Below are 26,499 nucleotides of genomic sequence, written 5' to 3'. Positions count from 1 at the left end.
GCGACCGGGCGATCGAAGCCAGCATGAAATACGGCAAAGCAGTCGGGCACAAAGCCGATCTCAATTTCGGCGATTGTTTTGCCTATGCTTGCGCGAAGGCTCATCGGCTTGCCCTGCTTTACAAGGGCAATGACTTTTCACAAACTGATCTGGCGTAGGCTTTCCTGGCCTTGCATCGCGGCGCGAGAGCCATGCAGACGCTCGGTGTCGTAAGCCGACTATTCCCGCTGATTATGAGCGATCAAAGACGTCGACCATCCGGTCTCGCGAGGTCCGCATCGTTCCCGGTCCGATGCGGTATGTCTGCGATGATGACGCGAGCAAAATCCGCTGTCGTTAACGTCTTAAAATGCGCGGATATTCAGCTTGCATCGGAGCTGCCTGTCTCAGAAAATCGGCCGAGTGGCCGGATGACATGATGCTGCGTGGGATGAGCGAGCATTACCGGAAATCGAGCTTACCGAAATTGTCCAGGTAATTGAGCACGAACCGCTCAAACCAGACGGCTGACGTCGGCTGATCGAGCTGTCCAAAACTGCGGGTCGGTTCTCCAGCCGATTGCGACCTTCTCGGCTCAGGGTGAACAGTGGTAGCGGCGAGGAGGAACTCGTCGCGCCTGAGGTTCGCCGCCGATCCATAGGCGCTGTCGGCGGCCAGATACTCCGGCTTCAGGCCGAAGCGGTCCGCGGTCCTGTCAATCCTGGTGCGCGCGGCTCCCACCTCAGCCTGCCGGATCGCGCGGGTCGCCTCGACGTCCAGGGTGAAGCGTTGAGCGGTCATTCCCTTCACTATCCAAAGCTGTGCTTCTTCGTCCGTATGCGGAACTGATTGGAGGGTATCTCGCTGGCCACAAACTGCGCGGCATCCGTCCGCAGCTGTGATAGGTTCGGGTATGGGCATGCAATGACCGAAGTACGCAAGCTCGCGGCAATCCTGGTGGCGGACATCGTCGGCTTCAGCCGTCTGACGGCGAGTGACGAGGATCGTACGCTCGCTCGCCTCCGCACGCTGCGAAGCGACCTCGTCGACCCGACCATCGCAGTTCATCGGGGTCGGGTCGTGAAGAGCACCGGCGATGGCGTGCTGTCCGAGTTTCGGAGCGGCGTTGACGCGGTCCGCTGCGCTATGGAGCTGCAGGTAGGGATGCTCGAGCGCAATTCCGGATTGCCGGCAGAGCGTCGAATTGAACTGCGCATCGGTATTCATATCGGCGATGTTGTCGAGGAAGCGGATGGCGACTTGATGGGCGATGGCGTCAATATCGCTGCTCGTCTGGAGGGCATGGCGAAGCCAGGAACCATCTGCCTGTCTGAAGATGCCTACCGTCAGGTGCGGAGCCGGCACGACCTCGCGATTTGTGATCTCGGCGAGAGAGTCCTTAAGAACATTGCTGAGCCGATGCGTGTTTATGCGCTGGAGGTCGGTACGCCTGCCCGTCGCGAGCCACCTGTCTTAACCGGCGCCACACCGGCTCCGCTCGCCCTTCTCGACAAGCCGTCCATCGCCGTGCTGCCCTTCATCAACATGAGCGGCGACGCCGAACAGGAGTTCTTTACCGACGGCCTGACAGAGGACATCATCACCGATCTCTCCAATGTACCGGGCTTCTGCGTAATCGCCCGTAACTCCACCTTCGCCTACAAGGGCAAGCCTAGTGATGTCCGTCAGATCGCTCGCGATCTAGGGGTCAAGTACATACTTGAGGGCAGCGCGAGGCGGTCCGTCAAGCGTTTGCGTGTAAATGTGCAGCTGATCAACGCGGCGGAAGGCGGCAATCATGTCTGGGCCGAGCGTTTCGACCGCGAAATCGCCGACATCTTCGACGTTCAGGACGAGGTCACGCGACGCGTTGTTGAAGCGATTTCTGGCAAGCTCAGTGAAAGGAACATTGTTAGCCGTTTTCGACCGTCAAATCTCGAAGCCTATGATCTTTGTGTTAGGTCGCGAGGCAAATGGAACATTTCCAGATCAGACAACAGCGAGGCGCGTTCAGCTTTGGAACGTGCCGTTGCACTCGATCCAAACTACTGTGAAGCGCACAGCAATCTTGCCATCTCACTGCTGTTTGGCTGGATTATTTGGAGAGAACCACAGGTACCCGGCCGCGCAAAGGCTCTGATGCACGCACAACGGGCCGTGGAAATCGATCCCGGCGATTCCAACGTTCGCAGGATCCTGGGCTGTGTTCAGCTTTTTGAGCGCAATTGGGATGAAGCAAAATCTCAATTCGATGCTGCCATTCGGATAAATCCCAACAATGCAGATGCGGTTGCATGGATTGGTGAGCTTCAAATCTACTTGGGCAAGCCGCAAGCGGCGCTGATAGCTTGTGCAGAGGCGCTGCGTTTAAATCCTCGTCCACCCGGTTGGTATTTCTGGATCGTTGGAATGGCGCAGATTTCCACCGGTCAGTACGAAGAAGCGGTTGTGTCCTTGAGCCGGGAAGAAACCTACGGGACAGGTTCGAGGGAGCACCTGATTGCCGCGCTTGCCCTTGGCGGCCGCTTGCCTGAGGCACAGGAGGAAGCCCGCCTATTTCTTGCGGGCAATCCAGGTTGGACGATCGGCGAACTAGTAGCGAACTTGCCATTTAGGAGCATGAGTGCTGCCCAGCCCTTTGTCGATGGCTGGCGTCTGGCGGGCTTGCCGGACTAGGCATATTTCGGCGTTGGTGAAACCCCCGTACGCCACCAGGTGGCGGACGTAGCGGCACCGGCGCGAGTCCGCGAAAGCGCTATCGACCGCTCCATCCCTGCAAGTTGCCGTCTCGGTTCCGGCCGCGGCCGGTCGAAGGATACGCGACGACCTGAAGGTCGGCTGCTGGCGGATTTGTCGAAAACGTCCTCGGCCAAACCATTCAAGCGGCTTGCCTAGAACACTACGTCCTAGTGTTTTGCGTGCCCTCCCCGGTTGTCAGTCGCCGCGCATGGTCGCCTGGAACGTCGGCAGATGCTTCCTTTGTGCCTCGAGCATTTTCTCGCGATAGACGCCATAGATGACGTCGGTGTCGTGCAGTGTGACGCCGGCAATTGTCGGCGAGGCAAAAACCGGCAGTTCGATGCCGCGTTTCGAAAGCGCCTCGGCGGTGCGGGCGATCAGCTCATGCGCCAGGATCATGGCAAGCACGGTCGACGAACCGGAGACCGGCCGGCTCCAGCCCTCGACCGGCACGATGGCATCCTCGATCGGCGAGCAGGTGTCGATGACAAGGTCGGCGGCATCGGCAAGCCGTTTGCCGGAAGAGTGCGTCGCCGGCTTGTCGAGATTGTTCTTGCTAGTTATCGCAACGACGAAGATGCCGCGTTTTTTCGCATAAAGCGCGGTGTCGATGCCGGACGAATTGCGGCCGCTGTGGCCAAAGATGATGATCGAATCGCCTTTGTTCAGCGGCTGGTGATCGAGGAATTTCTCGGCGTATTTCTCGGTCCGCTCCAGCCACAGAAGTTCGCGCACGCCGCCGGCGCCGAGCACGTTATGCCACATGACACGCGGGTCGGTCAGCGGATTGAAGCCGACATAGCTGCCGTAGCGCGGAAACACTTCCTGGACCGGCAACACCGAGTGGCCCGAGCCGTAAAGATGAACCAACCCCCCGCTCTCGAGCGTGTCGGCAAAGCGGCTGGCCGCTTCGCCAAAGGCTTCGGCATTGGCTTTCGAGGCCTGTTCGATGAGGGCGGCAAGGCGAGGTATGTAGAGATCGGACACGTCGGTACTCCTGTTATGTGTCGGCTTCGGTGATGGCTCAGCTTCTTGCGGTTGGCGCGGCGCGACCGGCACGCAGCGTCGAGCGGATTTCGTAGCGGTCGCCCCGCATGACCGAGACGGTGAATTCGAATGGGCCACGCTCGTCGGTGGTGATGCGCTCGACCACGAAAGCGGGACTCCCCGCAGGCAGATCGAGCAACTCGGCATCCGCCGTCCCGACCGCGCCAACACGGTAGTTTTCGCGCGCCGCGACCGGCACGATGCCGTAATGGCGTTCCAAGGCTTCGTAGAGCGAGCCCTGCAACAGGCCGGCATCGAGAAAGCCGGGCACGCGCGCGGCCGAGAGTTGCGCAGTCTGAATACCGATCGGTTCGTTGTTGCCGAGCCTGAGCCGCCGGATGCGCACCACCGGGTCGCCCTCCTCGATCTCCAGCGCTCCGGCCGCGGCGGCATTGGCGGTGGTCAGGCTGCAGTCGAGCAAGCGCGAGCCGGCGACCACGCCCATATTGCCCATTTCCTGGGTGAAGCTGGTGAGTTCGCGGGTGCCGGCGACCAGCGTGGTGGAGCGCACGAAGGTGCCACGGCCATGTTCGCGCCTGAGCAGTCCGTGCTCTTCCAGATTGCGCAGCGCGTGGCGCAGCGTGATGCGGCTCACCCCGAACAGGGCGCACAACCTGTCTTCGGCCGGAATCTGGTCGCCGGTCGCCCACTCGCCACTCTTTACGATGGCGCGGATGGCCTCTTCCACCTGATACCAGAGCGGCTCGGGCCTTCGGCGGTCGGGCAGCTGGAAGCTGACTTGGCTCATCTTATCTGCCTCCACTGTGCTCCGGCGAGACCGGCCAGCGAGGCGCCAACGAGACCGGCGCGGGAGCCGAATTCGCCGGACCGCAGCACGACATCGCGCAGATGCGGCGGCAGCTGACGCCGCAGAGCCGAAAGCAGCGGCGGCCCTATCACGTCCAGCGCATCGGCAAGGCCGCCGGAAATCAGGACCGCCTGGGTGTCAAGCAGCGCGACCGCACCCGCCAAGGCAGTGCCCAGCCGGCGCGCCGGCAGCTCCAATGCGTCAAGGGCGGCCGTCTTGCCACCCCGGGCCGCCTCGACCAGCCTGCCGCCATTGGCGAGCCCGATCTGGCGCGCCGCGGCGTCGAATGCCCGCCCGGAAGCGAAGCGCTCCAGCCAGCCGCTGCGGTCCTCCCCTTCATCCTCGATGTCGGCGCAGGCCCAGCCGAATGAGCAGGCGCCGCCACGTACGCCGGCGACGATGTGGTTATTGACCAGAACGGCGGAGCCGATACCGGTGCCGATCGCCAGCAGGATGGCATCGGACAGGCCTTTTGCGGCACCTTCGACCGCTTCGGCCAGCATGGCGACCTGCGCGTCATTGCCAATGGCAACAGGCAGACGAGGAAACAAGGCCGCGATGTCGATGCCGTCGAGATAGGGCAGGTTCGGAATCCAGCGGCAGACCGAGCCCTCGACAAGCCCCGGCACCGCTAAGCCAAGTGCCTCGACCGGACCGGCCTCGGCGCGCAAGGCACCGATTCGGGCGACGAAGGCATCAAGACTTGCTGGTGCGGGCTCGCGGCTGAGCATCTCCAGCCAGCGAACATCGCCGGTATGGATAGCGGCGCGCAAGTTGGTGCCGCCAAGATCGATGGCCAGAACGCGTGTCATCGAGAGCGACTCCGACTGGCTGCCGCCCGGTCCTCGAAGCGCCAGCTCCACGACGCCACGGCGCCGTCGGCTCTGGTCGGCAGTGCGGTACAGACTCCGGTGCACGCGGCGCCAAAGCCGATCAGGCTGAGCGCAGCGTGTCGATGAACCATGCTCCGTCTCCCATTCGACATCGGCATCCTTTGCAGCGGTTCAGTGTCATTATAACGACATGACTTCGATCGCAAGAGATTTTGGGAATAGCCAGCAGTGAGAAACAGCTCGAGCCATCGTATCTAAACTCCTGTTTATGATATGTGATCTCCCTTCACAAAATCGGAGTAAGAAAACGCCGCAACGCCGGCAGGAGCTCTCCACGAAGATAGCGCTTGCATCGTTGCTTCGGGTTGTCATAACGTCATGGACATCGCTGTGTGGCTATGCGGAGGGTCGGATGTCTTTGGCTTGGATTTCGAAACTGGCACTTGCTGCAGGGTTGTTGGCTTCGCCCACCATTGGTTGGGCCCAATCGGTCCACATCTCCTATCTGACCCACTGGTCGCCCGAAACGGTCGCTTTGCTGGACGCCGCGGCCAAGGACTACGCCAAGAGCAATCCGGATGTGACCGTCACCGTGCGCGCCGTGCCCTTCGGTGATCTCCTGACGACATTGCGTTCCCAGGGCGGCAGCTCGGACGGGCCGACGATCGGCGGCATCTATGATTTGTGGCTGCCCGAACTGGCGCGAGACAAGCTGGTCGCACCGGCCCCTGATGCGGTTGCCGGCGAGGTCAAGAGTGCGTGGCCGGCCGGTGTCGTCAGTGCAGCCTCTGTTGGCGCCACGCTTTACGGCATTCCAAACGAGATCGACGTCTACGCGCTGAACTACAACAAGGAGCTGTTCAAACGGGCAGGCATTACAGCCGCGCCGAAGACCTGGTCCGAATTGAAGGATGCGGCCCAGAAGCTGACCAGGAAAGATGCCGGCCAGCAAGGCTTCGGCATGATCAATTCCTGGGCGGCGGGCGTCGTCCATCCCTTCGCCTCGCTGCTGGTCTCCAATGGCGGCGAGCTGGTCAGGGACGGCAAACCGATGCTCGACAGTCCTCAAGCCGGCGAGACTTTCCAGCTTTACGAGGACCTGATCAAGTCCGGCGCCAGCGATCCGGCGATGGCCACGGCCGACGCCAACACAACCGGCCCCTTCCTAGACAATTTCGTCTCCGGCAAGACCGGCATGATCATCATGGCCAACTGGTGGGAAAGCGCATTGAAGAGCGGCATGGGCGACAAGTTCTCCAATATCGCCACCGCACCCATCCCGGTCGGTCCGAGCGGCGACAAGCCGCACTCGATCTCCTATTCATGGATGACCGTCGTCAACGCCAATGCCGGTCAGGCCGAACAAAAAGCGGCATGGGATTTCCTGGTGTGGCTGAACAGTCCGAAGTCCGGCAAGAACGGCGCATCGGCAATGTCGGATATTCTGATGTCGATGGGCATCCTGCCGACGCGGACCTCCGACATCGAAGCCCATAAGGACAAGCTCGGTTCCGAGTTCCTGTCCGGCTATGTCAGCGTGCTTGCCGACGCCAAGCCCTTCCCTGTCGTCCCGGGCGGCCAGGAATTCAGCGAATCGCTGCAGCAGACGCTCGAGGCGTTGCAGTATGGGCAGCTCTCGGCCAAGGATGCGCAGGCGAACGCGCAGGCCGATGCCGTCTCGATCCTGGAGCGTGCCGCCAAATAGCGAAGGCGCTGTTTCGAGAGCCCGACGCTTTGGAAGCAGAGCGATGATCAAGACCTATCGTGCCTCGGCGGGCATCATGCTGGCGCCCGCCGTGACGCTGATCGGCGTTTTCATCCTGCTGCCGATGCTGCTCACCATCTGGCTGTCATTCCAAGATTGGTCGACGCAGACGCCTTTTTCCAATGCGAGCTTCATCGGCTTCGACAATTTTCGCGAAATATTCGGGCCGACCTCGGTCGGGCGGGATTTCAAGCGAGCGCTGCTCAACACCGCCATCTACACGGCATTGTCGGTGATGCTCATCCTGCCCCTTTCGGTAGTGTTCGGCTTGATGGTCCACCAGCGCGATGTCGCAGGCGGTACGGCGCTGCGGACCGTGTTGTTTTCCACCTACATGGTGCCGATGATCGCCGTGACGCTGGTCTGGTCGAAGCTCTATTCGCCGAGCGAGGGGCCGCTCAACCAGGTGCTCGGTCTCGCCGGCATCGGCCCGCAACTCTGGTTGTCCTCGCCAAGATCGGCGTTGATCTCGATCGTCGTCCTCAATGTCTGGCAGCAGATCGGCTATTTTACGGTGCTGGCCGTTGCCGGGCTGACCCAGATCCCAGGCAGTCTGTACGAGGCGGCGACGCTTGACGGCGCCAACCGGCGCGAACAGTTCCGCTTCATCACCTTGCCGCTATTGAGCCGCACGCTCTTGTTCAGCGCCGTCATTGCCATCATCAACGCCGTGCAAGTGTTCGAGCCGGTGGCGCTGATCACCCAAGGCGGGCCGGTCGGCTCGACCAACGTGCTGACCTACCATATCCGCCGAGTCGGCATCGAGCGGGCACAAGGCGGGCTGGGCTCGGCCATGGCAGTGATGCTGATGCTGTCGCTGATCGTCATTGTGTGTGCGCTGTTTGCATTCGCCAACCGGAAGGATGACGAATGAGCGCGCCGGGCCGCTCAGCATCGAGCCGGTTGGCGCGCAAACGCCTGGCGGGCCGCAGAGCACTGCTGGCCACGCTGATGCTGCTGGTTGCCGTGGCCTCCGCCTTCCCGCTGTTGTGGATGGTGCTCTCCAGCCTGAAAACGCCGGCCGAAACCATGCAGGTGCCGCCGGTGTGGATACCCCTCACGCCGACCCTCGAAGCATACGAGAAAGTGTCCGGCGTCATCAATGTCGGTCGCTCGATGTGGAATTCGCTCGTGATCGCCACGATCACCACCGCCGGCATTCTGGTCACCAGCATGATGGCTGGCTACGCCTTCGCCAAGCATCACTTTCCCGGCCGCTCACTGCTGTTTTCGGTGCTGATCGCCACCATGTTCCTGCCGCCGATCGTCACGCTGATCCCGCTTTACCGTCTCGTCGGATCAATTGGCCTGAACGCCAGCCTTGCCGGTATTATCGTGCCCAATCTCGCCAATGCGTTTGGCATTTTCCTGATGCGCCAGTTTATAGCCGGCGTGCCCGACGATCTGATCGACGCAGCGCGGATGGATGGGGCGTCGGAACTCCTGATCCTGTTCAAGATCGTCGCGCCGAGCGTGGCGCCGGCAATCGCAGCACTGGCGCTGTTTGCCTTCGTCTATCACTGGAATAGCTATCTCTGGCCGCTGACCGTTCTACAGGGCAATGCACACGAATATCCGATCGTCATCAGCCTTAGTCGCCTGCTCAGCTACAATCGAGGCGCTCTCAACACGGGACTGGTGATGGCTGGCGCGACGCTTGCCGTGCTCCCGCCACTGGTGCTCTTCGTCTTCCTGCAGCGCTTCTTTGTGGATTCGATCGTCGGCTCGGCGATCAAGGGGTAGCGTCGGCGGCACTGCCGGCATCCGTCTGGCTGTCATCGGGACGCGCTGGTGCGCTGAACGGAGCTAAGCAGATGACCGCGTTCTGAGAGCCATCAGTTCATCAGTACAACTGGCCGCGAATGCCTCCACCACGTTAGCTGCAACTAGTGAATCGCACGCTTGGTACCCGCCCCAGACCGTTTTCACAGCTCCCAGAAAAGCGGCGCGGCCCTGCTCGTTTGCAGACGTTCGGAAGGTCACGGGAAGGTAGTGATTGGACCCTGCGTTTAACGGTGACCTGCCTCATCTCGGGAAACTAGCCCCGATCGAGGAATTTGCGCCCCCGCGAGAAGCTCTCGCTCGAATAGTTGCTCGAACTCATGCGACGCGAGCTGGGTCAGAGCAGGACCGCGATCTTCAGCTGTTCGCTTCGCCCCGCTGCGGCTATTCCGCGCGAGGGCGTCGGCTTCGTTGATCTGGTTAGGGTTCTTTCTTCCGCAGGTCCTTTACAACATCGAGAAAAGCCCGCAGGGCGGGCGGCACGGCTCGATGTCCGGGGTAGTAGACCGCAACTTCTTCCGGTGCTGGCGTCCACGCGGTCAGGACCTTGCGTAGCCGGCCATCGGACAACGCGGCTTCGGCGGCCCAATCCGCCACATAGGCGATGCCCAGACCCTCTATTGCGGCTTCGACCATCAGTTCCTCGTCATCAAGGACGATGGGGCCGTTTGCCCCGATCACCAGTTCCTGGCCTGCGCGTTCGAACTCCCATCGATAGAGCTTGCGGCTGGGCATACGGTGGCCGATGCAATGGTGGCGTTGCAATTCCTCGGGCGTTCCCGGCTCCCCGAAGCGATCGAGATAGGCGGGTGACGCGATACAGATGAACGTCAACGCGCGTGCAAACGGCACGGCGATCATGTCTTTGGGAATTGATGTGATGAGGCGCACGCCGGCATCGAACCCGCTGGACACGATATCGATGAGCCGTCCCTCGACGACGATGTCCACGGTCACGTCCGGATGGCGCTCCGCCATCTGCGGAAGAACCGCGCGAACGAGAAGCCCGGCCACCAATCGCGGTGCGTTGATGCGGACCGTTCCTGCGACATTGCCCCGGAACCCCGCGACGCTGTCGAGCGCCTCGTCCAGCGAGGCGAGCGCCGGCTGAAGACGGTCGAGCAACCGGAACCCGGCTTCTGTCGGCGAGACGCTGCGTGTGGTGCGGTTCAGAAGTCGCACGCCCATGCGTTCCTCGAGCGCACGCATCGCATGGCTCAATGTGGAAGGTGCCGTGCCGATCTCGTCCGCTGCGCGGCGGAAGCTACGGTGTGTGGCAACGGCGACGAAGGCGGTGAGATCGTTGAGCGACGGGCGGGGCATTGATGGGGATTTTGCATTGTCCCATGCCGATTTCAACGGCTAATGCGCGCAATGCGATTGCCCTATCTCCTGCCTGGATCAATTGGAGAAATGAGAAATGGAAAAGGCCTGGCTCATAACGGGTGTGTCTTCTGGTCTAGGCCGGCTGCTGGCGGAGAAGACCCTGATCAGGGGAGACCGCGTCGTCGGTGCCAGTCGCAGCGAGGACGCACTTCCCGACCTGCGTGCAAGTTACCCCGAACGGCTCCGCATCGTCGCAATGGACCTCAAGGACCAGAGCTCGGTCCGCGCCGCGGTCGACCGGGCCTTCGCGGCATCCGCTCGGATCGACATCGTCGTCAGCAATGCTGGCTATGGCCTGCTCGGCGCGGCTGAAGAGGCTGGCGATGTGCAGGTTCGGGACATCATCGACACCAATCTCATCGGCTCGATCACGCTCATCAAGGCGGCGTTGCCGCATCTGCGCAGCCAGGGTGGTGGTCGGATTCTACAGGTATCGAGCGAGGGAGGCCAGATCGCCTATCCGGCTTTCAGCCTCTATCACGCGACCAAGTGGGGTATCGAGGGGTTCGTCGAATCCGTGGCGCAGGAGGCTGCTCCCTTCGGCATCGAATTCAGCCTTGTGGAACCCGGGCCGGCGCGGACCGGGTTCGGCGGCAATCTCGCGCGGACCAAGCCGCTCGCGGCCTATGAGGGAACCCCCGCCGATCAGGTCCGCGAGGCGCTCCATGGGTCTTGGGTGATCAAGGGCGACCCCGACCGCATGACGGATGCAATGATCAGGCTTGCCGATCAGGATGGTCCGCTCCCGAAACGGCTGGTGCTCGGTGCCGAGGCCTATGCCGGCATCCGCAAGGCACTCGGCGGACGCATCGAGGAGCTCGACCGGCAGAATGACATCGCGGTTGCGGCGGATTTCACAGACGAGGAGTTGGCGCGGCTGTGACCCCCGGCTCCGGCCCGCTGCTCGTGCCCACCTCTTATCAAGACAGAAAGGAACATGAGATGCCTACACGTGACGCCGTCTACCCGGCCAACCGGCACGCGTTATACGACATCCACCGCTATTCCGCAGCCATTCGGTCCGGCGATCTTCTCTTCGTGTCGGGTCAGGTCGGGAGCCGTGAGGACGGCTCGCCCGAGCCCGTATTCGAGGATCAGGTTCGACGGGCCTTCGCCAATCTGCGCGCGGTCTTGGCGGCCGCCGGGTGCAGCTTCGACGACGTCGTCGACGTCACAACGTTCCACACCAACCCGGACGAACAGATCGAGACAGTTCTGGCCGTCCGAGCGGAAGAAATCGGTGCACCTCCCTACCCGAACTGGACCGCAGTCGGCGTCAATTGGCTTGCGGGCTTCGATTTCGAGATCAAGGTCATCGCCCGCATCCCTTCGACGACGAGCAGCCAGCCGGCGGACAAGCGCTGATCGCTCGCCCTGCAGTTCTGTATTGGCTATTGGGGGCCGAAGGCAGCCTGTCAGCTCTTGTGTCCGGAGCGGAGATAGCTGACCTCCACCTGCGAGAACCGAGGTCGTGAACTGACCAAACAGATTAGCTTCGTTCGGTCAGCGTACCGCAAGGGAATCTCGCAGCCTGTTGTGTATCTTGGCTTTATAGTCCGAGAGAGGTGCTGAAGGTCGAGAACTCTTCATCTGTGATCGGGACCACGTGCTGCGGCTCGGGTAAGCGCCCGTCTGCACGTCGGATACGAGCTCGCGATAGGCGGCGATACGCTCTCGTTGCAGCCGCTCATATTCGGCGGCGAAATTGCGGTAGGTCTTGGCGTGGCGCGGCCTGTGGCCAGCGGTGTGGCCAGGCATGTCCTCGCTGAACAAATACTGCGCGTCGGCATTTGGGCCGGCGCTCATGCCGAGCATGATCATCTGTATTCCGGGTGATCAGTTCGGCGACCGGTCGGAGACCACCTCCAGCTCGGCGCCAAAGCAGCCTATGCCTCCACCTTCGCGTATGAGCTCCGAAATTCGTTCGGAGGCACCACTTTCAGATCTCTCCAACTCGAGGACCGGGATGTCGGAGGCAAGCACGCGCCGGAAGCGACGGGAGAACCCGTAACGGCGAATGTTGTCTTCAATCAGTCGCGCGGAACGCGACAGAGTGGTCACGACACAGAAGCTGTGAGCGACAAGGCTGACGGATGAAGCGAAGCCTTGCCTATACCGATGACGGGCTTGGTAGCGATGGCGCTTGCCGCGTCGACACCCGTATCGTCTAAGCAGGCAATGATATGGGCGTCGACATTGTCCATTTCCGCCGCGACCACCTGCTTGAGCAGGCCCGGTACGGAGAGTGCACCGTCAATGGCCCTTCGATCGCTTCAGGTCCAGCCGTTGGCATGCATGCCCACTATCTCGTCCCTGGGCCTGCCACCGCCATGGCGGCTGCGACGATCCCGCTGGTCATCGAAGCGGTCGTGTTGGGATTGATAATGGCAATTCGCATTCGGGGCATCCTGGCTTGATTCCGCTCAGTCACAAGGATGCCAGCGCGCTGGACATCCGCTCCAGCCCTCGGCGCAGCAGGGGACGCGGGCAGCCGACATTCAGGCGGATGAAACCTTCGCCGCCAGGCCCATAGACGCGGCCGTCATACAGATTGACCCCGGCCTGATCGACAAAGAACTTCTGAATTCCACCCACTCTACGATCGAGCGCGCACGCGTCCAACCAAACCAGAAACGATGCGTCGGGCCGCATGGGCGTAATGCCTGGAAGGTATTCGCCGGCGAAGTCACAAACCAGATCAATGTTGCTGGCGATGTAGGATGTGAGTTGATCGAGCCAGGGCGCGCCGGTGCTGTAGGCAACCTCCAGGGCCAGGCGGCCGAAAAAATTTGCATTTACCATGAATGAGGCCTGCATCGCGGCAAGAAGCTGCTCGCGGCGCTTTTTGCTCGCCACCGCAATGGTTGCCGAAGGCACCCCGGCGAGGTTGAAAGTCTTCGTCGGAGCGGTGCAGATGAACGACTTCTCCGCGGCATCGTCCGAGATGGAGGAGAAGACGATGTGCGGATGGTCCGACAACCTTATGTCGCAGTGAATGTCGTCGGATATGACCAAAATCCCATGGCGCTCACAAATGTCGTTCAGGGCTGTCAATTCTTCGAGTGTCCAGGCCATTCCGGCAGGATTGTGAGGATTGCACAGCAGGAACACCTTGGCGCCGCCTGCCGCCAGTTTCTCGAAGTCTTCCAGATCGAGTTCATACCTGTTGTTTTGCAGCCTCAGCCGGTTCGTGAGCAGAATCCGGCCATTTCCTTGAACCACTTCGAAATAGGGCGAGTACACGGGTGACTGAACGATGACGCCGTCACCAGGCTTCGTGAAGGTTCGCAGTATCGCAGCGACCGACGGCATGATCGCCGGCGCGGGGAGCAGGGTCTCCAGCATCGGCGACCAGTTGTGCCGGCGTGTGAACCACGATTGCACGATCTCATAGTGGCGCGGATCGCGGCGTGTGTAGCCGTAAATGCCATGGTCCGCGGCCTCGCGCAGCCGCGCGATGACGGTTTCCGGAGCACGGAAATCCATATCTGCTGTCCATAGGGAGAGCAGGTCCTGGCCTTGCACCTGAGGAGAGAACTCGTCCCACTGGTTGGCCCATTTGACGGATCCGAATTGCTGGCGATCGTGGATTTGGTCGAAATCAATTCTCGGAATATTTCGTTGCCCAACCGCCGACGCGGGGGTGTCTGCACAAGCCATGTGATAATCACCTGAAAAAATCTATTGCCACGGCCACGGCCGCTTTGCCTCTGCGGACTTCCCTATTTGAGGATTTGCGCCAGAAACTGCCGCGCTCGTTCCGACCGGGAGTTGGTGAAGAACTGATGGGGCGTGTTGATCTCGACGATCTCCCCGCGGTCCATGAACACCACGCGATCGGCCACCTCCCGCGCGAAGCCCATTTCATGCGTCACGCACAGCATCGTCATGCCCTCGCTGGCGAGCGACACCATCGTGTCGAGCACCTCCTTGACCATCTCCGGATCGAGGGCAGAGGTTGGCTCGTCGAAGAGCATGATCTTCGGGTTCATGCAGAGAGCCCGGGCAATTGCAGCACGTTGCTGCTGGCCACCCGACAGCTGACCCGGGTAGCTGTCCGCCTTTTCCGCAATTCTGACGCGCTCCAGATAATGGCGCGCCAATTCCTCGGCCGCCATCCGCGGCATGTTTCTCACCCAAACAGGCGCAAGCGTGCAATTCTCAAGCACCGTGAGGTGGGGAAACAGATTGAAGTGCTGGAAAACCATCCCGACGTTGCTGCGAACTTCGTCGATCTTGCGAAGATCCCCGGTTACCGCTTTGCCGCCGACGATGATCTCGCCCGACTGATGCTCCTCGAGATGGTTGACGCACCGGATCATCGTCGATTTGCCCGACCCCGAGGGGCCGCAGATCACAATGCGCTGCCCCTGTGGCACCGACAGATTGATGTTCCTGAGCGCATGGTATGAACCGAACCATTTGTTGACGTCACGCAGTTCAATGGCCATCGCCTTGTTGAAGGGCTGTCCCTTCGTCGATGCGTACATTGCTTGTGGCATCATCATCGCGTCCTAAGATTTGTGGCCGCGCGCCAATTGGCGCTCCATCGATTGCGAGTAACGGGACATGCCGAAGCAAAAGCCCCAGTAGACCAGTCCCGCAAAGAGGTAGCCGGTTGATGAGATCGTCGGGCCTGCCCAGTTCGGATCGACGCGCGCCGTTTCGATGGCTTTCAGGAAATCCGCGATGCCGACGATGGCGACCAGAGTCGTGTCTTTGAACAGACCGATGAATGTGGAGACGATGCTCGGTATGACGATCGTCAACGCCTGGGGGAGGACGATCAGGCGCATTATGTCGAAGTAGCTGATCCCAAGCGCCTTCGCCGCTTCGTATTGGCCCTTCGGGATCGCCTGAAGGCCGGCCCTCACAGCTTCGGCCATATAGGCGGACGAGAACAGCGCTATCGCCATGAGCGGGCGCAGGAGACGATCAGGCGTCAGATAGTCCGGGACGAAGAGCGGCATCATGAAGTTCGCCATGAACAATACCGTGATAAACGGCACCCCCCGGACGACTTCGATGAATGTGACGCAAACCGCCTTGACGAAAGGGAGTTCGGACCTGCGTCCAAGCGCCAGGATAACCCCGATCGGAAGCGAGAAGACGATGCCCACAATCGACATCAGCAGCGTGATCAGGAGACCGCCCCAGAGCGTCGTATCGATGACAGACAAATGGAGCCAGGCGACCCCGCGCACGAGAACGAACGCGGCAACGGGGTAGACAAGGAAGAATAGCAACCCCGCCACTTTGCGCCGCGGAGCCTTTGTCCACAGGAGCCATACGATGAGGATGGCGCCCATAGCCTGTGCGAGATCAACGCGCCACCGCTCGGAAGCCGGGTACGCGCCGTATCGCAGGTAGTCGAACTTCTCGGCAATGAAAGGCCAGCAAGCTCCTTGGCTGTTCGTGCGGCAAGCCTCGCGACCGCCGCTCCAGACCGCGTCGAAGATCGCAAAGCTCAGAAAGTGACGCAGCAGCCACACGGCGAAGAGGAGAAAGCATATTGTCAGCGCGCCTGAAGACGGCGTCGAAAACAGATTCTTTTTCATCCAGGTCACTGGACCCGGCCAAACGTCAGCGGGGGGCGCCATCGCTGGTATGAGCGCGCTGCTGACAACTGGCGAATGCATGGACTGATCGCTCATGCGTCACCTCTCGACGATCGCAAAATGTCGGTTACACGCGTTCATGGCCAACGACGCGGCAAGGGAGATAACGAGATAGACGGACAAGGTGATCGCCATGACCTGGACGGCGGCGCCGGTCTGGTTGAGTACCGTCCCGGCAAAGATCTGAACGAGGTCGGGATAGCCGATGAACACCGCAAGCGACGAGTTCTTGATTAGATTGAGATACTGGCTTGTCAAAGGCGGAATGATAATACGCAGCGCCTGCGGAACAACGACGAGGCGAAGCGTCTTGCCCGGCGCCAGCCCCAGCGCATACGCAGCCTCGCTCTGGCCCTTTGGCACTGCCTGGATGCCACTCCGGACAATCTCGGCGATGTAGGATCCGGTGTAGACCGACAGACCGATCAGGAGAGCGGCAAACTCTGGATAGAGTTGATGTCCGCCTTGAAAGTTGAAACCCCGCAGCTGCGGCGCGACAAACGAGACCGGCTCGCCAGCCGCCAGGAACACGATCAGCGGAAATCCTATCAAGGTCGCCAGGCTGACCAAAAATACCGGCAGCTGCTTGCCAGTTCGTTTCTGGACACTCTTGGCGCGGAACCAGAATGCAATGCAGCAGAAAACGGCCGCTACCAATGCCAGGCCCACAAGCCCCGCCCCCGGATGCCACTGGATCTCCGGAATGATGAGGCCGCGATTGTTGAGGTAGATGCCGCCGGGGATCGCGATGGACGCCTTCGGGGAAGGCAACGGCTTGAGGACGGCGTTGTACCAGAACAGCAGCTGCAGCAATAACGGGACATTGCGCACAAGCTCGACATAGGCGGTCGCCACCTTCGAAACGATCCAGTTCGGCGACAGGCGGGCAACGCCGATGACGAAGCCAAGCAAGGTGGCCAGCAAGATTGCGAGCAAGCTGACGTAGAGGGTATTGACCACTCCCACCCAGAACGCCTGACCGTAGGTGGATAGTGCATCGTACGGTATCAGGGTTTGATTGATGTCGAAGCCGGCAGCCTCACCCCAAAAATCGAATGAGAGCGGAATCCCCCGGACCCGCATATTCGATGCGGTCTGCATGCCGATGCCCAGGGCCAAAGCCAACAGGCAACCTGCGAGCAAGAGCTGGTAGAAAACGCCTCGCACTTTCGTATCGTGCAGCGATAGGCTCCTGCGCGAGGGCGCTGGAAGCGACAAATCGGACATGGCGTGTTCCTATCGGGATCTGTGCAAGGCGCTGGCGGTAACGCGCCAGCGCCTTGCAACCATGCTTTGCCTAGCGAATCGGCGGAGCGTACTGAACGCCGCCTTTGTTCCAGAGCGCGTTCATGCCGCGCTCCATTTTCAGCGGGGAGTCCTTGCCGACATTCCGATCAAACACTTCGGCGTAGTTACCGACCTGTTTGATCACCTCGACCGGCCAGTCGTCGCCGAGCCCGATGTCCTTGCCGATGCTGCCTTCCACGCCAAGCAGACGGCGGATGCTGGGATTGTCCGACGACTTCATCGCATCAACGTTTTTGGAGGTGACCCCGTATTCTTCGGAGGCCACCATGACGTAAAGCGTCCACTTCGCCACATTGAACCACTGGTCGTCTCCCTGCCGCACTGCCGGGCCAAGCGGCTCCTTGGAGATCAGTTCGGGAAGAACGATGCTGTCGTCCGGCTTGGCCATGCGAAGCCGCGATGCGTTCAAGGTAGAGGTGTCCGCCGACAGGACGTCGCAACGCCCCTCCTCGTAAGCCTTCACGACAGCTTCCTCGTCTGCGAAACCAACCGTGGTATACTTGATCGACTGCGAGCGAAAATAGTCGGCAAGGTTCAACTCGGTCGTGGTGCCTTGGGTGACGCAAATCGATGCGCCCTCGAGCCCCTTGGCTGATGTGATGTTGTCCGCCTTGCGCACCATAAATCCCTGACCGTCATAGAAGTACGTCCCCGCAAAAAGTATGCCGAGAGACGTATCGCGCGACGATGTCCATGTTGCGTTGTGTGCAAGAATGTCGATCTCCCCCGACTGCAAGGCGGTGAAGCGATCTTTTGGCGTCAATGGGATGAACTTAACCTTTTGCGCATCCCCGAGCACGGCAGCGGCCACGGCGCGACAATAGTCGACCACAAATCCGGTCCATTTGCCTTCGTTATCGGGAAGGCTGAAGCCAGCCGTGGCCGAATTTGTGCCACACGTCAGCACTCCATTCTTCTTGACATTGTCGAGGGTTGCGGACCACGCCGAGGAGGCGGTGCACGCGATAGCGAGGGCAAGAAAGCCCTTGAACATCGATCTCATTTCGGTATTCCCCTGTTTTTGTTGAAGCGAATGTGGCCTCAAGTATGACTATTCGTCAAATTGACTGTTCTCATTGCGAAAATGAGCGTCATTCATAATTGAGGAGGCGCTCGCTCTCGGGTGAAAGGGAGCTTGAGTGCTGATCGGGCTAGTTTGCTTGGGGCGGGCTAATCGAATGAGCGACGGCGCGCGCGACCTATGGTGCAGCCAACCCCGGTGCTCCGACGGTTGACCCTTGGTCTCTCTCGGTCCGCGACTCGTTGTAGATGCTCATGATTATTTCCCGGAGCCATTTGGTACCCGGGTCATTCGCCATCTGGCGGTGAACAATGAGCCAGGCATTCACATTCGATATGGCAAGGGGCGGCGGGACCAACGTCACCTCACTCCTCTCGTCCAGAATTTGCAGGATGGCATCGCCGCAATGGGTAATCAGTTCAGTGCCGCGAAGCGCCCAGGGCAGCACCAGATAATTCGAGATGGTCGCAACGACATTGCGCCGGAGACCATGCTGCTTGAGGGCGGCATCCGCGAGGCCTTCTGCCAGACCATCTGCGGAAATCTGCAGGTGAGAACTGGCCAAATATGTTTCCAGTGTCATTGCGTTCCTGGCGATCTTGCTTCCACTCCACACCGCGCAAAACAATTGATCCTGGCCAAGCTCCACCTTCAAGAGACCTGGGTCGTCGCGTATTGCCGCTCCCGTCAGCGCACAGTCGACTTGCCTCAAATAGACCGATGAACCGATTTCGGGTCCGTTTGCGGGAATGACGTTCAGCGTCGCGCCAGGCGCTTGCCTCGAAAATTCCCGTATGAGCCCTGGGATGAATATCATGGCGTGATAGTCAGTGAGTCCCACGCGAAAGTTGCGTCGCGTCGTTGCTGGATTGAAGATCTGATGCCGGTCGATCGATGCGCGGATAATCGCCAGCGCGGCAGAAATATCCGACAGCAGCTCAACCGCCCGAGGCGTTGGCCGCATCTCGCCTCCATCTCTCGTGAACAATTCGTCCTGCAATAAATACCGAAGTTTTGATAGGGAATGACTTACAGCTGATTGTGTTCTTCCCAATTCGGCAGCTGCGCGCGTTACGCTCCTTTCACGCATCATCACGTCGAACACTCTCAGCAAATTGAGATCGATATCATCGAAACTCATGAGACCTCCCCCGTTTTCGTAATGCCTCGCCTGCATGCTAACATCGCTTCCAACGCGCGAACGATGCCATGGCGAACAAATGCGACGCTTCGACCTGCGGGGTCAACGTTCCCTATTGGGAAATCAATACGTTACCGGAGGGTTCGCCAACCCATTTCCTTCGCATTCTCTCGTATGGTCTGGCGAACCTAATGATCAGGGACGTCTACGACTCGCTGCCCCTTAGGCTGAGGCCAGACTGACCTGTTGGCGCTTCGGCTGCCGTGCCGAAACCAGGGTGGCGAACTGGTCCACCGCCTGCCCGGCCCGTGCCAAAACCTGCGGGTCCGTGAGCTTCCCGTCGGAAAAAGTCGCTGTCACTGCCATAGACGGCGCTTGGCACCGTCAGTGCCAAGTAAAAGCCGAACAGGGGGCGAAGCTGATGCTCGATCACCAGAGCGTGGCGTTGACCGCCGCCTGTTGCGCCGATCAGGGGCGCCGCAGGCTGTTCTCGACCGTCTGGATCACCCATTTGCGCGAATGGCCGCCGAGATTAGGCCCCTTGTCGTGCGAGTTGACGAACTTGGTCGCCACGACCCAATGGTCGCGCGTCGCCTTGATGCAGCGACCGACGACTTCCTCGGACTTGCCGTTGTGGTAGACTTCGGCGGTGTCAATGAAGTTGATGCCTTGCTCGCGCGCCTTGCCGATGATGCGATATGGCTCCTATGTCATGGGAGTGAACGGCTTCCGGCGTCCGCCCCCAAAGCAGCTGCTTGCGGCGGTGACCGAGGCGCCGGTTACCGCATCGTGTCGTCGGTAATAAAGCGACGTTGCGCTCTCTGCTTTCACATCCGGGTATGCCGAAAAGTCCGGCGGTCAAAAGTCGACCAGCGGCGTGTCCACAATCTGGTGCTCGAATAGCAACCAGAACGACGATCCCCGGGATTCGGAGTACCAATGCTCAAAAATCGCAAGGGCCTCGCCGATATTGCTGGCGGGTTCGTGCTCGGGCAGCTTCGCAGCCTGGAACAACGCAAGCGCGACGGGGCCAAAATGCGTGATCGCTTCCGTGCGCGCCTCGCTGTCCGCATTCCAGCCGAGTCGCAAGCGCAGGACGGCCAAAGCGCTGGCCACGGCGATCTCCTCACTTTCGGCTGAGGCCACGGCGTCCGAGATCGCCTGCATGAGGTTAAGCCGCCTGAAGGCGAAAGCGCGCTCCTGTTCCAGAACCGCGATCTGATTGGCCGCTTGTCGCCTGAAGCTTGCCTCGGTTGTCCTGGCGGTCTCAGCCGTCGTCTTCAGGTCATTGAGAAAGGAAGCGGTCGGATTCATCTTGGCTCACTAGGATGGCGGAAGACAGTGGGAGTCGAACCCACCAGAGACCGACTCGCGGCCCCTCCCGGATTTTAAGTCCGGACGCCCCACCGGGGACGATGCTCCCTCCAGAAATTTGCGCCATCGGCGGCTCACTCGATCGACTCGCCGGAGCCGATTTATGGCCTCGCAGTCATCGGCACATGCCGACCCGGAGATATCCGACGCAATTCTGACGCCAAGCCGGGTGACGCCTTGATCCTGACGAAGGGGCTCGGCGTCGGCATCTATTCCGCCGCCATCAAGAAGCAGGCGCTTTCCGAGAGCGGCTATCGCGAAATGATCGCCTCCACCACCCTTCTCAACCGGATCGGATCGGAGCTGGCGCAGGACGCGAGCGTCCACGCCGTCACCGACGTGACCGGATTTGGCTTGCTCGGACATGGCCTCGAGATGGCACGCGGTTCCGGGTGCACGCTGATAATTTGCAGCCACGACGTGCCGCTCTTTTCCGAAGCTGCCTCGCTCGCAGTCGACGGCCACGTCACCGGCGCATCGCGGCGCAACTGGGCGAGCTATGGCCGACGCGGTAAGCTTACCTCCCGGCATGCCCGAGTGGCGACGCCATCTTCTCACGGATCCACAGACTTCGGGCGGGTTGCTGGTTGCTTGCCAGACCGACCACGCAGCGGCGCTCGTCGAGAGGATCGTCGCGGACGGCTATCCTTCGGCTCGCATCATCGGCCATGCCAGGCCCGGCGCCCCGACAATCGTAGTAGAGGCCTGAACGGCCGCTCCGCTTCCCGCCAGATGACGGGGTGCGCCCTCCAGTTCGCGGCACTCCACCCTCCTGCCACCACTGGATCGGCAGGCAAAGACGCCGCCTGCCCTGTCCACGCTGGATTGGCGGCGAACGCTGCGGACTGTTTTGGTGACCGGCGTCTGGTTTCCGATAGAAGTGAGGTGGTGTGCGGCCGTCGCTATCCGCTGATGGTGACTTCCATGTTTGATATCTTAGTCTAAGATTGTAGTCGGCCGGGGCACAGTCCAGCAGGAGGGCAGGATGTCCAAGCGTGTTCCATTTACTCCGGGAGATTTAACGGACCATCAAAGGGGCACCGATGACGTCCTTGTGGGCGACAACAGTGTAAACGGCTTGTTTGGGGATGCTGGCGGCAGCATGTTCGACCATGCTCGGGGTGGAAATGATACCCTAACCGGGCCCAACAACGTCACCGGTGGCGACGTCCGCCATCTTCTCTCGGGTGACGCGCTGTTCCAATTCGATTTCGCTCGGGGCGGCAACGATACCCTGATTGGCGTCAGCAACAGCAGCAGCGATGCCGGCGTTTTCAATGAAGTCTGGGGCGAGGCAGCAAACATGTTCAACTCCGCTCGGGGCGGCAACGATACCCTGATCGGCGGCAACAACACTGGCGGTGGCGGTTCCCTAGTTGACAATTCTCTCGTGGGCGACGGGGCAAATATGCACGACTCTGCTCAGGGCGGCAACGACACCCTGATCGGCGGCAACAACACTGGCGGTGGCCAGGTTATTAACTCTCTCTTCGGCGATGCATTTGTTTTCTTTGACTCCGCCAAGGGCGGCAACGATACCCTGTACGCTGGGACCGCTGCGCCCGGCAGCTTGGTCAGTAACCTAATGTGGGGCGATGGGGAATTTGACAGCGCTCAGGCTCAAGGCGGGAGCGATCTGTTTGTATTCAAGGACGATGGTCCAATGACAGTCGGAATCAATAACAGAATCGAAGACTTCAGCCAGAGCCAAAAGGACAAAATTGAGTTTTGCGGCGTGGAGGATGTGCAATCTTTCAATGATCTCACAATCACCAGAATTGGAACTGGAACCATCATTACCGCAGGAGCGGATCAAGTCACACTCGATAACTTCACGAGCACGTTGACCGCACATGACTTTCTGTTCGTGTGAAAGCGGAATTCCCTTCGCCGCACGAACGCCCCATAACTGTTTAAGCATTTGCTATTGGGTGTCCCAGACGGCTAACGTGCTGCGCTTCTTGAATCCGCTTCCCACCGAGCCCGTGTGAAAACTCAGCGCATCAGGCAAAAGCGTGGAACGTTGTTTTCCGGAGCGCCGTTGTCACCTACTCGAACAGCAATAACGCGGACCGGCTGCAAGCCCCCACCCGTTGCGCTGCAGTTCCTATTAAGCCGTGACGAAAAGAGCATGTTTCAATGCGGCCTCGGCGCGTGGTGAACGTGAGAAAGGTACCTCTTCCAGCCTGCAAATCGGACCTCGCCCCTCCCTACGCTCACATATGACGCTGGCGTACAAGTATATTTGCTATTTCGAGCATCAGCTTTGCAATATCAAGAATAATATTCATGGTTTCCACGTCATAATAGCGGCTCTTGGAAAGCATGCCTTGCCGGTCTTAGCCTTAAATCGCCGATGTCTGGCTACGAATTTCCGTTGCCGCGCTCGCCGTGGTTGACGGAAAGGTTCTCGCTTGGCTCTTTGAAAGCATGCTCACGCTGATGATGCATTAGCCGGGTGACGCGCGCGCTGATGTCCGCGCTTCATAAGATCGGAAGCTGCTTAAATGGGTAAACACGCTACTTCGATTCAATAACCCCGTTCGAGGTCGATTTTGTTGGACAGAGGCTCTCCTCTTGCGACTTGACCGCAGAGATCGGCGACCTGGTCGATTCCAGAATCCACCCAGAAGCTCGCGACATGAGGTGTGATGGTCACCCTGGGATGAGTCCACAACGGCGACGAAGCCTCCAGCGGTTCACGCTCAAACACGTAAAGGGTGATGGCCGTGAATTGACCCGGAGCCAGCGAGCTTCCGCTTAGGGTCGGTCTTTCCGTTCCCTCAGAGTCGCAGGAGCGTGGGGTGAGCGGTACTACATCGACCCGGCCAGACGCCATTCCAACCGCTGATCCGTCTCGACCGCTTTCGGCCGCGTCGGCCGTTTCGCTAGGTCGCTTCGCCCGGCTTATGGAAGTTCGATCTCGCCGTCCACCACGTGGTTGAGGCCGGTGCCTTCCGCCGTCAGCGTCATGCGGACCTTCAGCTTCTTGCCGCCGATTTGCCCTTCGCGCACCGTCTCCTCGATCTTGCGCTGGGAGGTGACGCCGACTTCCTTCAGGAACTTGCGGATCGACATATTGACGGCGTCTTCGCTCATGGCGGAACTCCTCTGTGTCCGGAAGGGATTGTAAAGGAAGGCAAGGGATCAAGGAAGCAGGACGGAACGCACGGTTTTATTGAAATAGACCTCGAGCTGGGAGGAGACGTCGGGTCCTTAACTTGATCGACCCCTGGCAGGAGGAGTGAACCGATCGACGTCTTGCGCGGAAGGAGCACTATGACGGCCATCTCGGCCTTGATCTGACCGATCAGGAAAAGAGTGATCGAGTACCTCAAATCGATCTGATCAGCACTCGGCGCTTCTTTGGGTTGATTGGGAGGAAAGATCATTAAAGAAGATCGTGGTGAGATAGATTGCGGGTCGGCACAACATGAGCCAGGCCAAGCGCTGTCTCGCCGGAAATTTCTTAAGGTGTCGACGACCGGCGCGGCGATTTTGCCGGTGCAGGTGGGCTTGCTTCCTGCATGACAGGTCAGCCTGCGGCGCGCGGCGCCGAAACAACCCCAAAGCCTGTGGCGCTTTATTAGGATGTTCCAAACAAGGTCGCCGCTGCGCCGGGTGCACCCATTTCCTGAAGCCGAATGCATCCGAGATTGTCGCGGGTGAAATCAGCCCCGATGGTTGGTGCCGCTTTTACAAAGCACGGCCTGCCTGATCGGCAGAAACCAGCGGAGACCGTCGTTGTCTGCTGCGCTGCGGGTGATGGTCTGCAGGCATCGCGTAAGAATGTCGGGTGACATTAGGCATTCGACAAGTCCGGAGTCAGAGCCGAAGTGATCGATGACTTTTCCAACGTTTGCCTTCGCGATTGACCCCTCCCGGTCAAGCAACCCAAATATCAGCGTTCCTCTGGCGGCTTGACGTTCTGGAACTGCATCAGTAGCAGCAGATCATAAATGATTTTGAGTGTGCCGCAGATCAGGAGGGGCCATGCCCGGAACGAGGCAGCGAACAGAGCGCCCGCCAGGGCGGGACTGGCTGCGGCAGCCAAACTGCGCGGTACCGATGTGAAGCTCGCGGCGGCTGCCCGCTCCGCCTCCGTCACGACCGCCATGACGTAAGATGAGCGCGTCGGGACGTCCATCTGCGAAAGCGCGGCACGGATCAGCAGCAGGGCGAGCGCCAGAGGGAGCGTCGGCGCAAGCGCCGCCAGCATCAGGGCGATGCTGGACGGAATGTGTGTGAACACCATCGTGTTGATGAGTCCGATGTGCCGCGACAGCCAGGCGGCAACGGGGAATGAGAACGCCGAAAGCACGCCGGACCAGAAGAAGAAAAAGCCCGCTTCCGAAAGCGACAGGTCGAATTTTTCGAAAAGCCACAGGGCAAGCAGCGACTGGACGAGGAAGCCGCCGGCAAAGGCATCAAGGCTAAAAAGGGCCGCAAGCCTGAAAACGATATTCCGCGAGGGGCCAAGCGCGGACGTGCTGCCGGAGTCCGACGTTGGACGGCGCTGCGGGATCTGCGCGTAAAGGAGACCGCCGAGCAGGCCCAGCAACGCATAGAGCACGAACATCGCCTTGATGCCGGTGAGTTGATCGAGACCGGCTGGAGCCAGAAGATCAGGTGTCGCCGAAGCGAGCGCGCCAACCGCGGCTGCGAGCGCACCCACAAGGCTGTAGCGCGCGAACATCTTGGTCCGCGCGGCGTCGGTGACTTCGCGTGTGAGGACGGCATGCTCTAAGGGCACGAACACGCTGACGCTGCCGGCCGACGGGTTGATGGTGCCTGCGAAGGCGATCACCAAAAGCAGCGCGTAGTCGTGGACCACAGCAAAGGCCACACCCGTGGCGACCATCAGACTGGCGGCGGCAAGCAGGAGTTGGCGGTGATCGTGTCGGGCACCAAGGAGTCCGACGGCGATGGTCAAGAGCGCTGAACCGAGCAGCGATCCGGTTGCAATGATGCCGACCTGCAGAGGCGCGAAGCCTAATGCGAGGAGATAGACCGGCAACAGAACGGCCACGAAGCCATCGCCCATGTCGCGCAGGGCTCGGGCCGCAAAAAGAAAAGTCGCCGGGCGGATCTGCTGCACTGGTCTAGCCTGCCCTCATCACCTGCGTTGGCGTCAACGGCTTTGGCAGCGTCGCTCGACAGGGCTGGGACATCATGACGGAGTCGCGTTAGACATTCCAGCGAGACGAATATCGGTTTCAATCCTCGGGCTGCCGCCCAACAATGCTGAATCATATCGTGTCAAGGCTTGCAACGACCGAAGACGCAACCGGCGCATATTGCACTTGGCTGTCAAGGTCGGGAATAGGGTCAGAACCTGCCCGTGATCTTGCATTCAGGGAAGGTCCGAGAAGGATCGGATCGCGAAGTTCCCCGCCGCATTGGCGAACGTCCCGAGATGGCGCATGGTGCCGTTTCGGAACCGAGTGGACCGGGGGCAGGATCGCCAATCAACCCGGGATCATGTTGCAACCAAGTTCGAACGTCGCGTTACTGGCAAGTAGAAATGTCGCATTGGGACGTTTCAGAGGTAGGCGCCAGGTCAGGATTGCGGGATAACGTGCATCCTGGCGTCGCCGTGAGCGCCCGATCGGGGCGATCCAGTATGGCACTTCGGCTTTACTAGCTTTGAGAGCCACTTACGCGCGAGCTTCGTTGGCCGGTGTCGGTTGCGGGTGAT

General features: G+C 60.3%; 22 protein-coding genes, 1 tRNA gene and 4 pseudogenes. 9 read left to right on the top strand and 18 right to left on the bottom strand.

The window, feature by feature from the left end; all coding sequences use genetic code 11:
- Positions 1-158, top strand: a 158-nt coding sequence (locus NKI39_RS13515) for a PIN domain-containing protein (RefSeq protein ID WP_352832311.1), incomplete at its 5' end; no start/stop codon positions are given.
- A gap of 460 nt (positions 159-618) precedes the next feature.
- Here the strand turns inward: NKI39_RS13515 and NKI39_RS34310 are convergent.
- Positions 619-759 (bottom strand): annotated as a pseudogene (locus NKI39_RS34310) (IS5/IS1182 family transposase); the annotation flags it as partial.
- A gap of 144 nt (positions 760-903) precedes the next feature.
- Between NKI39_RS34310 and NKI39_RS13505 the strand changes: the two are divergent.
- The gene (locus NKI39_RS13505) at positions 904-2,655 is read left to right on the top strand and encodes an adenylate/guanylate cyclase domain-containing protein (protein ID WP_352832297.1); all 1,752 of its coding nucleotides are present in this window, start codon (positions 904-906) and stop codon (positions 2,653-2,655) included.
- Between the two features lie 258 nt (positions 2,656-2,913).
- Here NKI39_RS13505 and NKI39_RS13500 read toward each other — a convergent pair whose 3' ends face one another.
- Genes NKI39_RS13500 through NKI39_RS13490 form a run of 3 tightly spaced genes read right to left on the bottom strand, consistent with a single transcriptional unit; the run spans position 2,914 to position 5,385 of the window.
- A complete protein-coding gene (locus NKI39_RS13500) occupies positions 2,914-3,705 on the bottom strand; it encodes a sugar isomerase domain-containing protein (RefSeq protein ID WP_352617938.1) in 792 nt (263 codons plus the stop codon).
- A gap of 37 nt (positions 3,706-3,742) precedes the next feature.
- Complete coding sequence (locus NKI39_RS13495) at positions 3,743-4,513, bottom strand: GntR family transcriptional regulator (protein WP_352779744.1); 771 nt, start codon at positions 4,511-4,513, stop codon at positions 3,743-3,745.
- Positions 4,510-5,385 (bottom strand): ROK family protein, encoded by an 876-nt coding sequence (locus tag NKI39_RS13490; RefSeq protein WP_352832294.1) that lies wholly within the window; start codon positions 5,383-5,385, stop codon positions 4,510-4,512. Before NKI39_RS13490 ends, NKI39_RS13495 begins: the two co-directional genes overlap by 4 nt.
- 433 nt (positions 5,386-5,818) lie before the next feature.
- On the opposite strand from NKI39_RS13490, the gene NKI39_RS13485 reads away from it, so the two are divergent.
- From NKI39_RS13485 to NKI39_RS13475, 3 genes are read left to right on the top strand one after another with little or no spacing between them, the layout of a single operon-like run.
- Complete coding sequence (locus NKI39_RS13485) at positions 5,819-7,111, top strand: ABC transporter substrate-binding protein (RefSeq protein WP_352832291.1); 1,293 nt, start codon at positions 5,819-5,821, stop codon at positions 7,109-7,111.
- A gap of 43 nt (positions 7,112-7,154) precedes the next feature.
- On the top strand, positions 7,155-8,045 hold the full coding sequence (locus tag NKI39_RS13480; RefSeq protein ID WP_352832289.1) for a carbohydrate ABC transporter permease: 891 nt from the start codon (positions 7,155-7,157) through the stop codon (positions 8,043-8,045).
- Entirely contained in the window at positions 8,042-8,914 is an 873-nt protein-coding gene (locus NKI39_RS13475; protein ID WP_352832286.1) for a carbohydrate ABC transporter permease, read from the top strand. The genes NKI39_RS13480 and NKI39_RS13475 overlap by 4 nt, the downstream gene beginning before the upstream one ends.
- A gap of 459 nt (positions 8,915-9,373) precedes the next feature.
- On the opposite strand, the gene NKI39_RS13470 is transcribed toward NKI39_RS13475, so the two are convergent.
- A complete protein-coding gene (locus tag NKI39_RS13470; RefSeq protein ID WP_352832308.1) occupies positions 9,374-10,276 on the bottom strand; it encodes a LysR family transcriptional regulator in 903 nt (300 codons plus the stop codon).
- Between the two features lie 97 nt (positions 10,277-10,373).
- Here NKI39_RS13470 and NKI39_RS13465 point away from each other — a divergent pair, with 97 nt between their 5' ends.
- Both NKI39_RS13465 and NKI39_RS13460 read left to right on the top strand, forming a co-directional pair.
- A complete protein-coding gene (locus tag NKI39_RS13465; protein WP_352832283.1) occupies positions 10,374-11,222 on the top strand; it encodes an SDR family oxidoreductase in 849 nt (282 codons plus the stop codon).
- Between the two features lie 59 nt (positions 11,223-11,281).
- Positions 11,282-11,704: a RidA family protein gene (locus tag NKI39_RS13460; protein ID WP_352503550.1), complete on the top strand. Its 423-nt coding sequence runs from the start codon at positions 11,282-11,284 to the stop codon at positions 11,702-11,704.
- 184 nt (positions 11,705-11,888) lie between these two features.
- Here NKI39_RS13460 and NKI39_RS34305 read toward each other — a convergent pair.
- The 10 genes and pseudogenes from NKI39_RS34305 to NKI39_RS13395 all read right to left on the bottom strand — a co-directional run bounded on the left by NKI39_RS34305 (position 11,889) and on the right by NKI39_RS13395 (position 20,853).
- Positions 11,889-12,737: pseudogene (locus NKI39_RS34305) on the bottom strand (aspartate/glutamate racemase family protein).
- Positions 12,738-12,766: 29 nt separating this feature from the next.
- Positions 12,767-13,999 carry a MalY/PatB family protein gene (locus NKI39_RS13440; protein ID WP_352475061.1) on the bottom strand — a complete coding sequence of 411 codons (1,233 nt, stop codon included), beginning with the start codon at positions 13,997-13,999 and terminating at the stop codon, positions 12,767-12,769.
- 62 nt (positions 14,000-14,061) lie between these two features.
- Positions 14,062-14,790: an amino acid ABC transporter ATP-binding protein gene (locus NKI39_RS13435; protein ID WP_502898569.1), complete on the bottom strand. Its 729-nt coding sequence runs from the start codon at positions 14,788-14,790 to the stop codon at positions 14,062-14,064.
- Between the two features lie 63 nt (positions 14,791-14,853).
- Positions 14,854-15,993, bottom strand: a complete 1,140-nt coding sequence (locus NKI39_RS13430) for an amino acid ABC transporter permease (RefSeq protein ID WP_352832271.1) — start codon at positions 15,991-15,993, stop codon at positions 14,854-14,856.
- Between the two features lie 3 nt (positions 15,994-15,996).
- The gene (locus tag NKI39_RS13425) at positions 15,997-17,184 is read right to left on the bottom strand and encodes an amino acid ABC transporter permease (RefSeq protein ID WP_352832267.1); all 1,188 of its coding nucleotides are present in this window, start codon (positions 17,182-17,184) and stop codon (positions 15,997-15,999) included.
- 70 nt (positions 17,185-17,254) lie between these two features.
- Complete coding sequence (locus NKI39_RS13420) at positions 17,255-18,268, bottom strand: amino acid ABC transporter substrate-binding protein (protein WP_352832264.1); 1,014 nt, start codon at positions 18,266-18,268, stop codon at positions 17,255-17,257.
- Positions 18,269-18,464: 196 nt separating this feature from the next.
- Positions 18,465-19,427, bottom strand: a complete 963-nt coding sequence (locus NKI39_RS13415) for a LysR family transcriptional regulator (protein WP_352475066.1) — start codon at positions 19,425-19,427, stop codon at positions 18,465-18,467.
- Between the two features lie 474 nt (positions 19,428-19,901).
- A pseudogene (locus tag NKI39_RS13405) lies at positions 19,902-20,126 on the bottom strand (aldo/keto reductase); the annotation flags it as partial.
- 159 nt (positions 20,127-20,285) lie between these two features.
- Complete coding sequence (locus NKI39_RS13400) at positions 20,286-20,741, bottom strand: hypothetical protein (RefSeq protein WP_352832261.1); 456 nt, start codon at positions 20,739-20,741, stop codon at positions 20,286-20,288.
- Between the two features lie 15 nt (positions 20,742-20,756).
- Positions 20,757-20,853 (bottom strand) — tRNA-OTHER (locus NKI39_RS13395).
- Here NKI39_RS13395 and selD point away from each other — a divergent pair.
- Positions 20,844-21,510, top strand: a pseudogene (selD, locus tag NKI39_RS13390) (selenide, water dikinase SelD); the annotation flags it as partial. The gene NKI39_RS13395 and the pseudogene selD sit on opposite strands and share 10 nt — an antisense overlap.
- 276 nt (positions 21,511-21,786) lie before the next feature.
- Positions 21,787-22,674: a hypothetical protein gene (locus tag NKI39_RS13385; RefSeq protein ID WP_352832258.1), complete on the top strand. Its 888-nt coding sequence runs from the start codon at positions 21,787-21,789 to the stop codon at positions 22,672-22,674.
- Between the two features lie 657 nt (positions 22,675-23,331).
- On the opposite strand, the gene NKI39_RS13380 is transcribed toward NKI39_RS13385, so the two are convergent.
- From NKI39_RS13380 to NKI39_RS13370, 3 genes are all read right to left on the bottom strand, one after another.
- Positions 23,332-23,640: an NAD(P)-dependent oxidoreductase gene (locus NKI39_RS13380; protein ID WP_352774614.1), complete on the bottom strand. Its 309-nt coding sequence runs from the start codon at positions 23,638-23,640 to the stop codon at positions 23,332-23,334.
- Positions 23,641-23,708: 68 nt separating this feature from the next.
- A complete protein-coding gene (locus NKI39_RS13375) occupies positions 23,709-23,900 on the bottom strand; it encodes a DUF6494 family protein (RefSeq protein WP_023679340.1) in 192 nt (63 codons plus the stop codon).
- An 802-nt stretch (positions 23,901-24,702) separates the two neighbouring features.
- Positions 24,703-25,845: an MFS transporter gene (locus NKI39_RS13370; protein ID WP_352822560.1), complete on the bottom strand. Its 1,143-nt coding sequence runs from the start codon at positions 25,843-25,845 to the stop codon at positions 24,703-24,705.
- Between the last annotated feature and the right edge of the window lie 654 nt (positions 25,846-26,499).

This window comes from Mesorhizobium sp. M0664, from assembly GCF_040320565.1.
Lineage (GTDB): Bacteria > Pseudomonadota > Alphaproteobacteria > Rhizobiales > Rhizobiaceae > Mesorhizobium.
Note: the sequence above shows the minus strand (reverse complement) of the source record. Positions and strands in the feature narration are given on the sequence as shown.

Bases quoted from the DNA above. Each gene is read 5' to 3' on its own strand.
- NKI39_RS13460 (WP_352503550.1), top strand. From the start codon at position 11,282: ATGCCTACACGTGACGCCGTCTACCCGGCCAACCGGCACGCGTTATAC.
- NKI39_RS13465 (WP_352832283.1), top strand. From the start codon at position 10,374: ATGGAAAAGGCCTGGCTCATAACGGGTGTGTCTTCTGGTCTAGGCCGG.
- NKI39_RS13415 (WP_352475066.1), bottom strand. From the start codon at position 19,427: ATGAGTTTCGATGATATCGATCTCAATTTGCTGAGAGTGTTCGACGTG.
- NKI39_RS13475 (WP_352832286.1), top strand. From the start codon at position 8,042: ATGAGCGCGCCGGGCCGCTCAGCATCGAGCCGGTTGGCGCGCAAACGC.
- NKI39_RS13380 (WP_352774614.1), bottom strand. From the start codon at position 23,640: ATGGCGTCTGGCCGGGTCGATGTAGTACCGCTCACCCCACGCTCCTGC.
- NKI39_RS13425 (WP_352832267.1), bottom strand. From the start codon at position 17,184: ATGTCCGATTTGTCGCTTCCAGCGCCCTCGCGCAGGAGCCTATCGCTG.
- NKI39_RS13490 (WP_352832294.1), bottom strand. From the start codon at position 5,385: ATGACACGCGTTCTGGCCATCGATCTTGGCGGCACCAACTTGCGCGCC.
- NKI39_RS13435 (WP_502898569.1), bottom strand. From the start codon at position 14,790: ATGGCCATTGAACTGCGTGACGTCAACAAATGGTTCGGTTCATACCAT.
- NKI39_RS13370 (WP_352822560.1), bottom strand. From the start codon at position 25,845: ATGGGCGATGGCTTCGTGGCCGTTCTGTTGCCGGTCTATCTCCTCGCA.
- NKI39_RS13495 (WP_352779744.1), bottom strand. From the start codon at position 4,513: ATGAGCCAAGTCAGCTTCCAGCTGCCCGACCGCCGAAGGCCCGAGCCG.
- NKI39_RS13375 (WP_023679340.1), bottom strand. From the start codon at position 23,900: ATGAGCGAAGACGCCGTCAATATGTCGATCCGCAAGTTCCTGAAGGAA.
- NKI39_RS13505 (WP_352832297.1), top strand. From the start codon at position 904: ATGACCGAAGTACGCAAGCTCGCGGCAATCCTGGTGGCGGACATCGTC.
- NKI39_RS13430 (WP_352832271.1), bottom strand. From the start codon at position 15,993: ATGAGCGATCAGTCCATGCATTCGCCAGTTGTCAGCAGCGCGCTCATA.
- NKI39_RS13420 (WP_352832264.1), bottom strand. From the start codon at position 18,268: ATGAGATCGATGTTCAAGGGCTTTCTTGCCCTCGCTATCGCGTGCACC.
- NKI39_RS13480 (WP_352832289.1), top strand. From the start codon at position 7,155: ATGATCAAGACCTATCGTGCCTCGGCGGGCATCATGCTGGCGCCCGCC.
- NKI39_RS13385 (WP_352832258.1), top strand. From the start codon at position 21,787: ATGTCCAAGCGTGTTCCATTTACTCCGGGAGATTTAACGGACCATCAA.
- NKI39_RS13470 (WP_352832308.1), bottom strand. From the start codon at position 10,276: ATGCCCCGCCCGTCGCTCAACGATCTCACCGCCTTCGTCGCCGTTGCC.
- NKI39_RS13400 (WP_352832261.1), bottom strand. From the start codon at position 20,741: ATGAATCCGACCGCTTCCTTTCTCAATGACCTGAAGACGACGGCTGAG.
- NKI39_RS13485 (WP_352832291.1), top strand. From the start codon at position 5,819: ATGTCTTTGGCTTGGATTTCGAAACTGGCACTTGCTGCAGGGTTGTTG.
- NKI39_RS13440 (WP_352475061.1), bottom strand. From the start codon at position 13,999: ATGGCTTGTGCAGACACCCCCGCGTCGGCGGTTGGGCAACGAAATATT.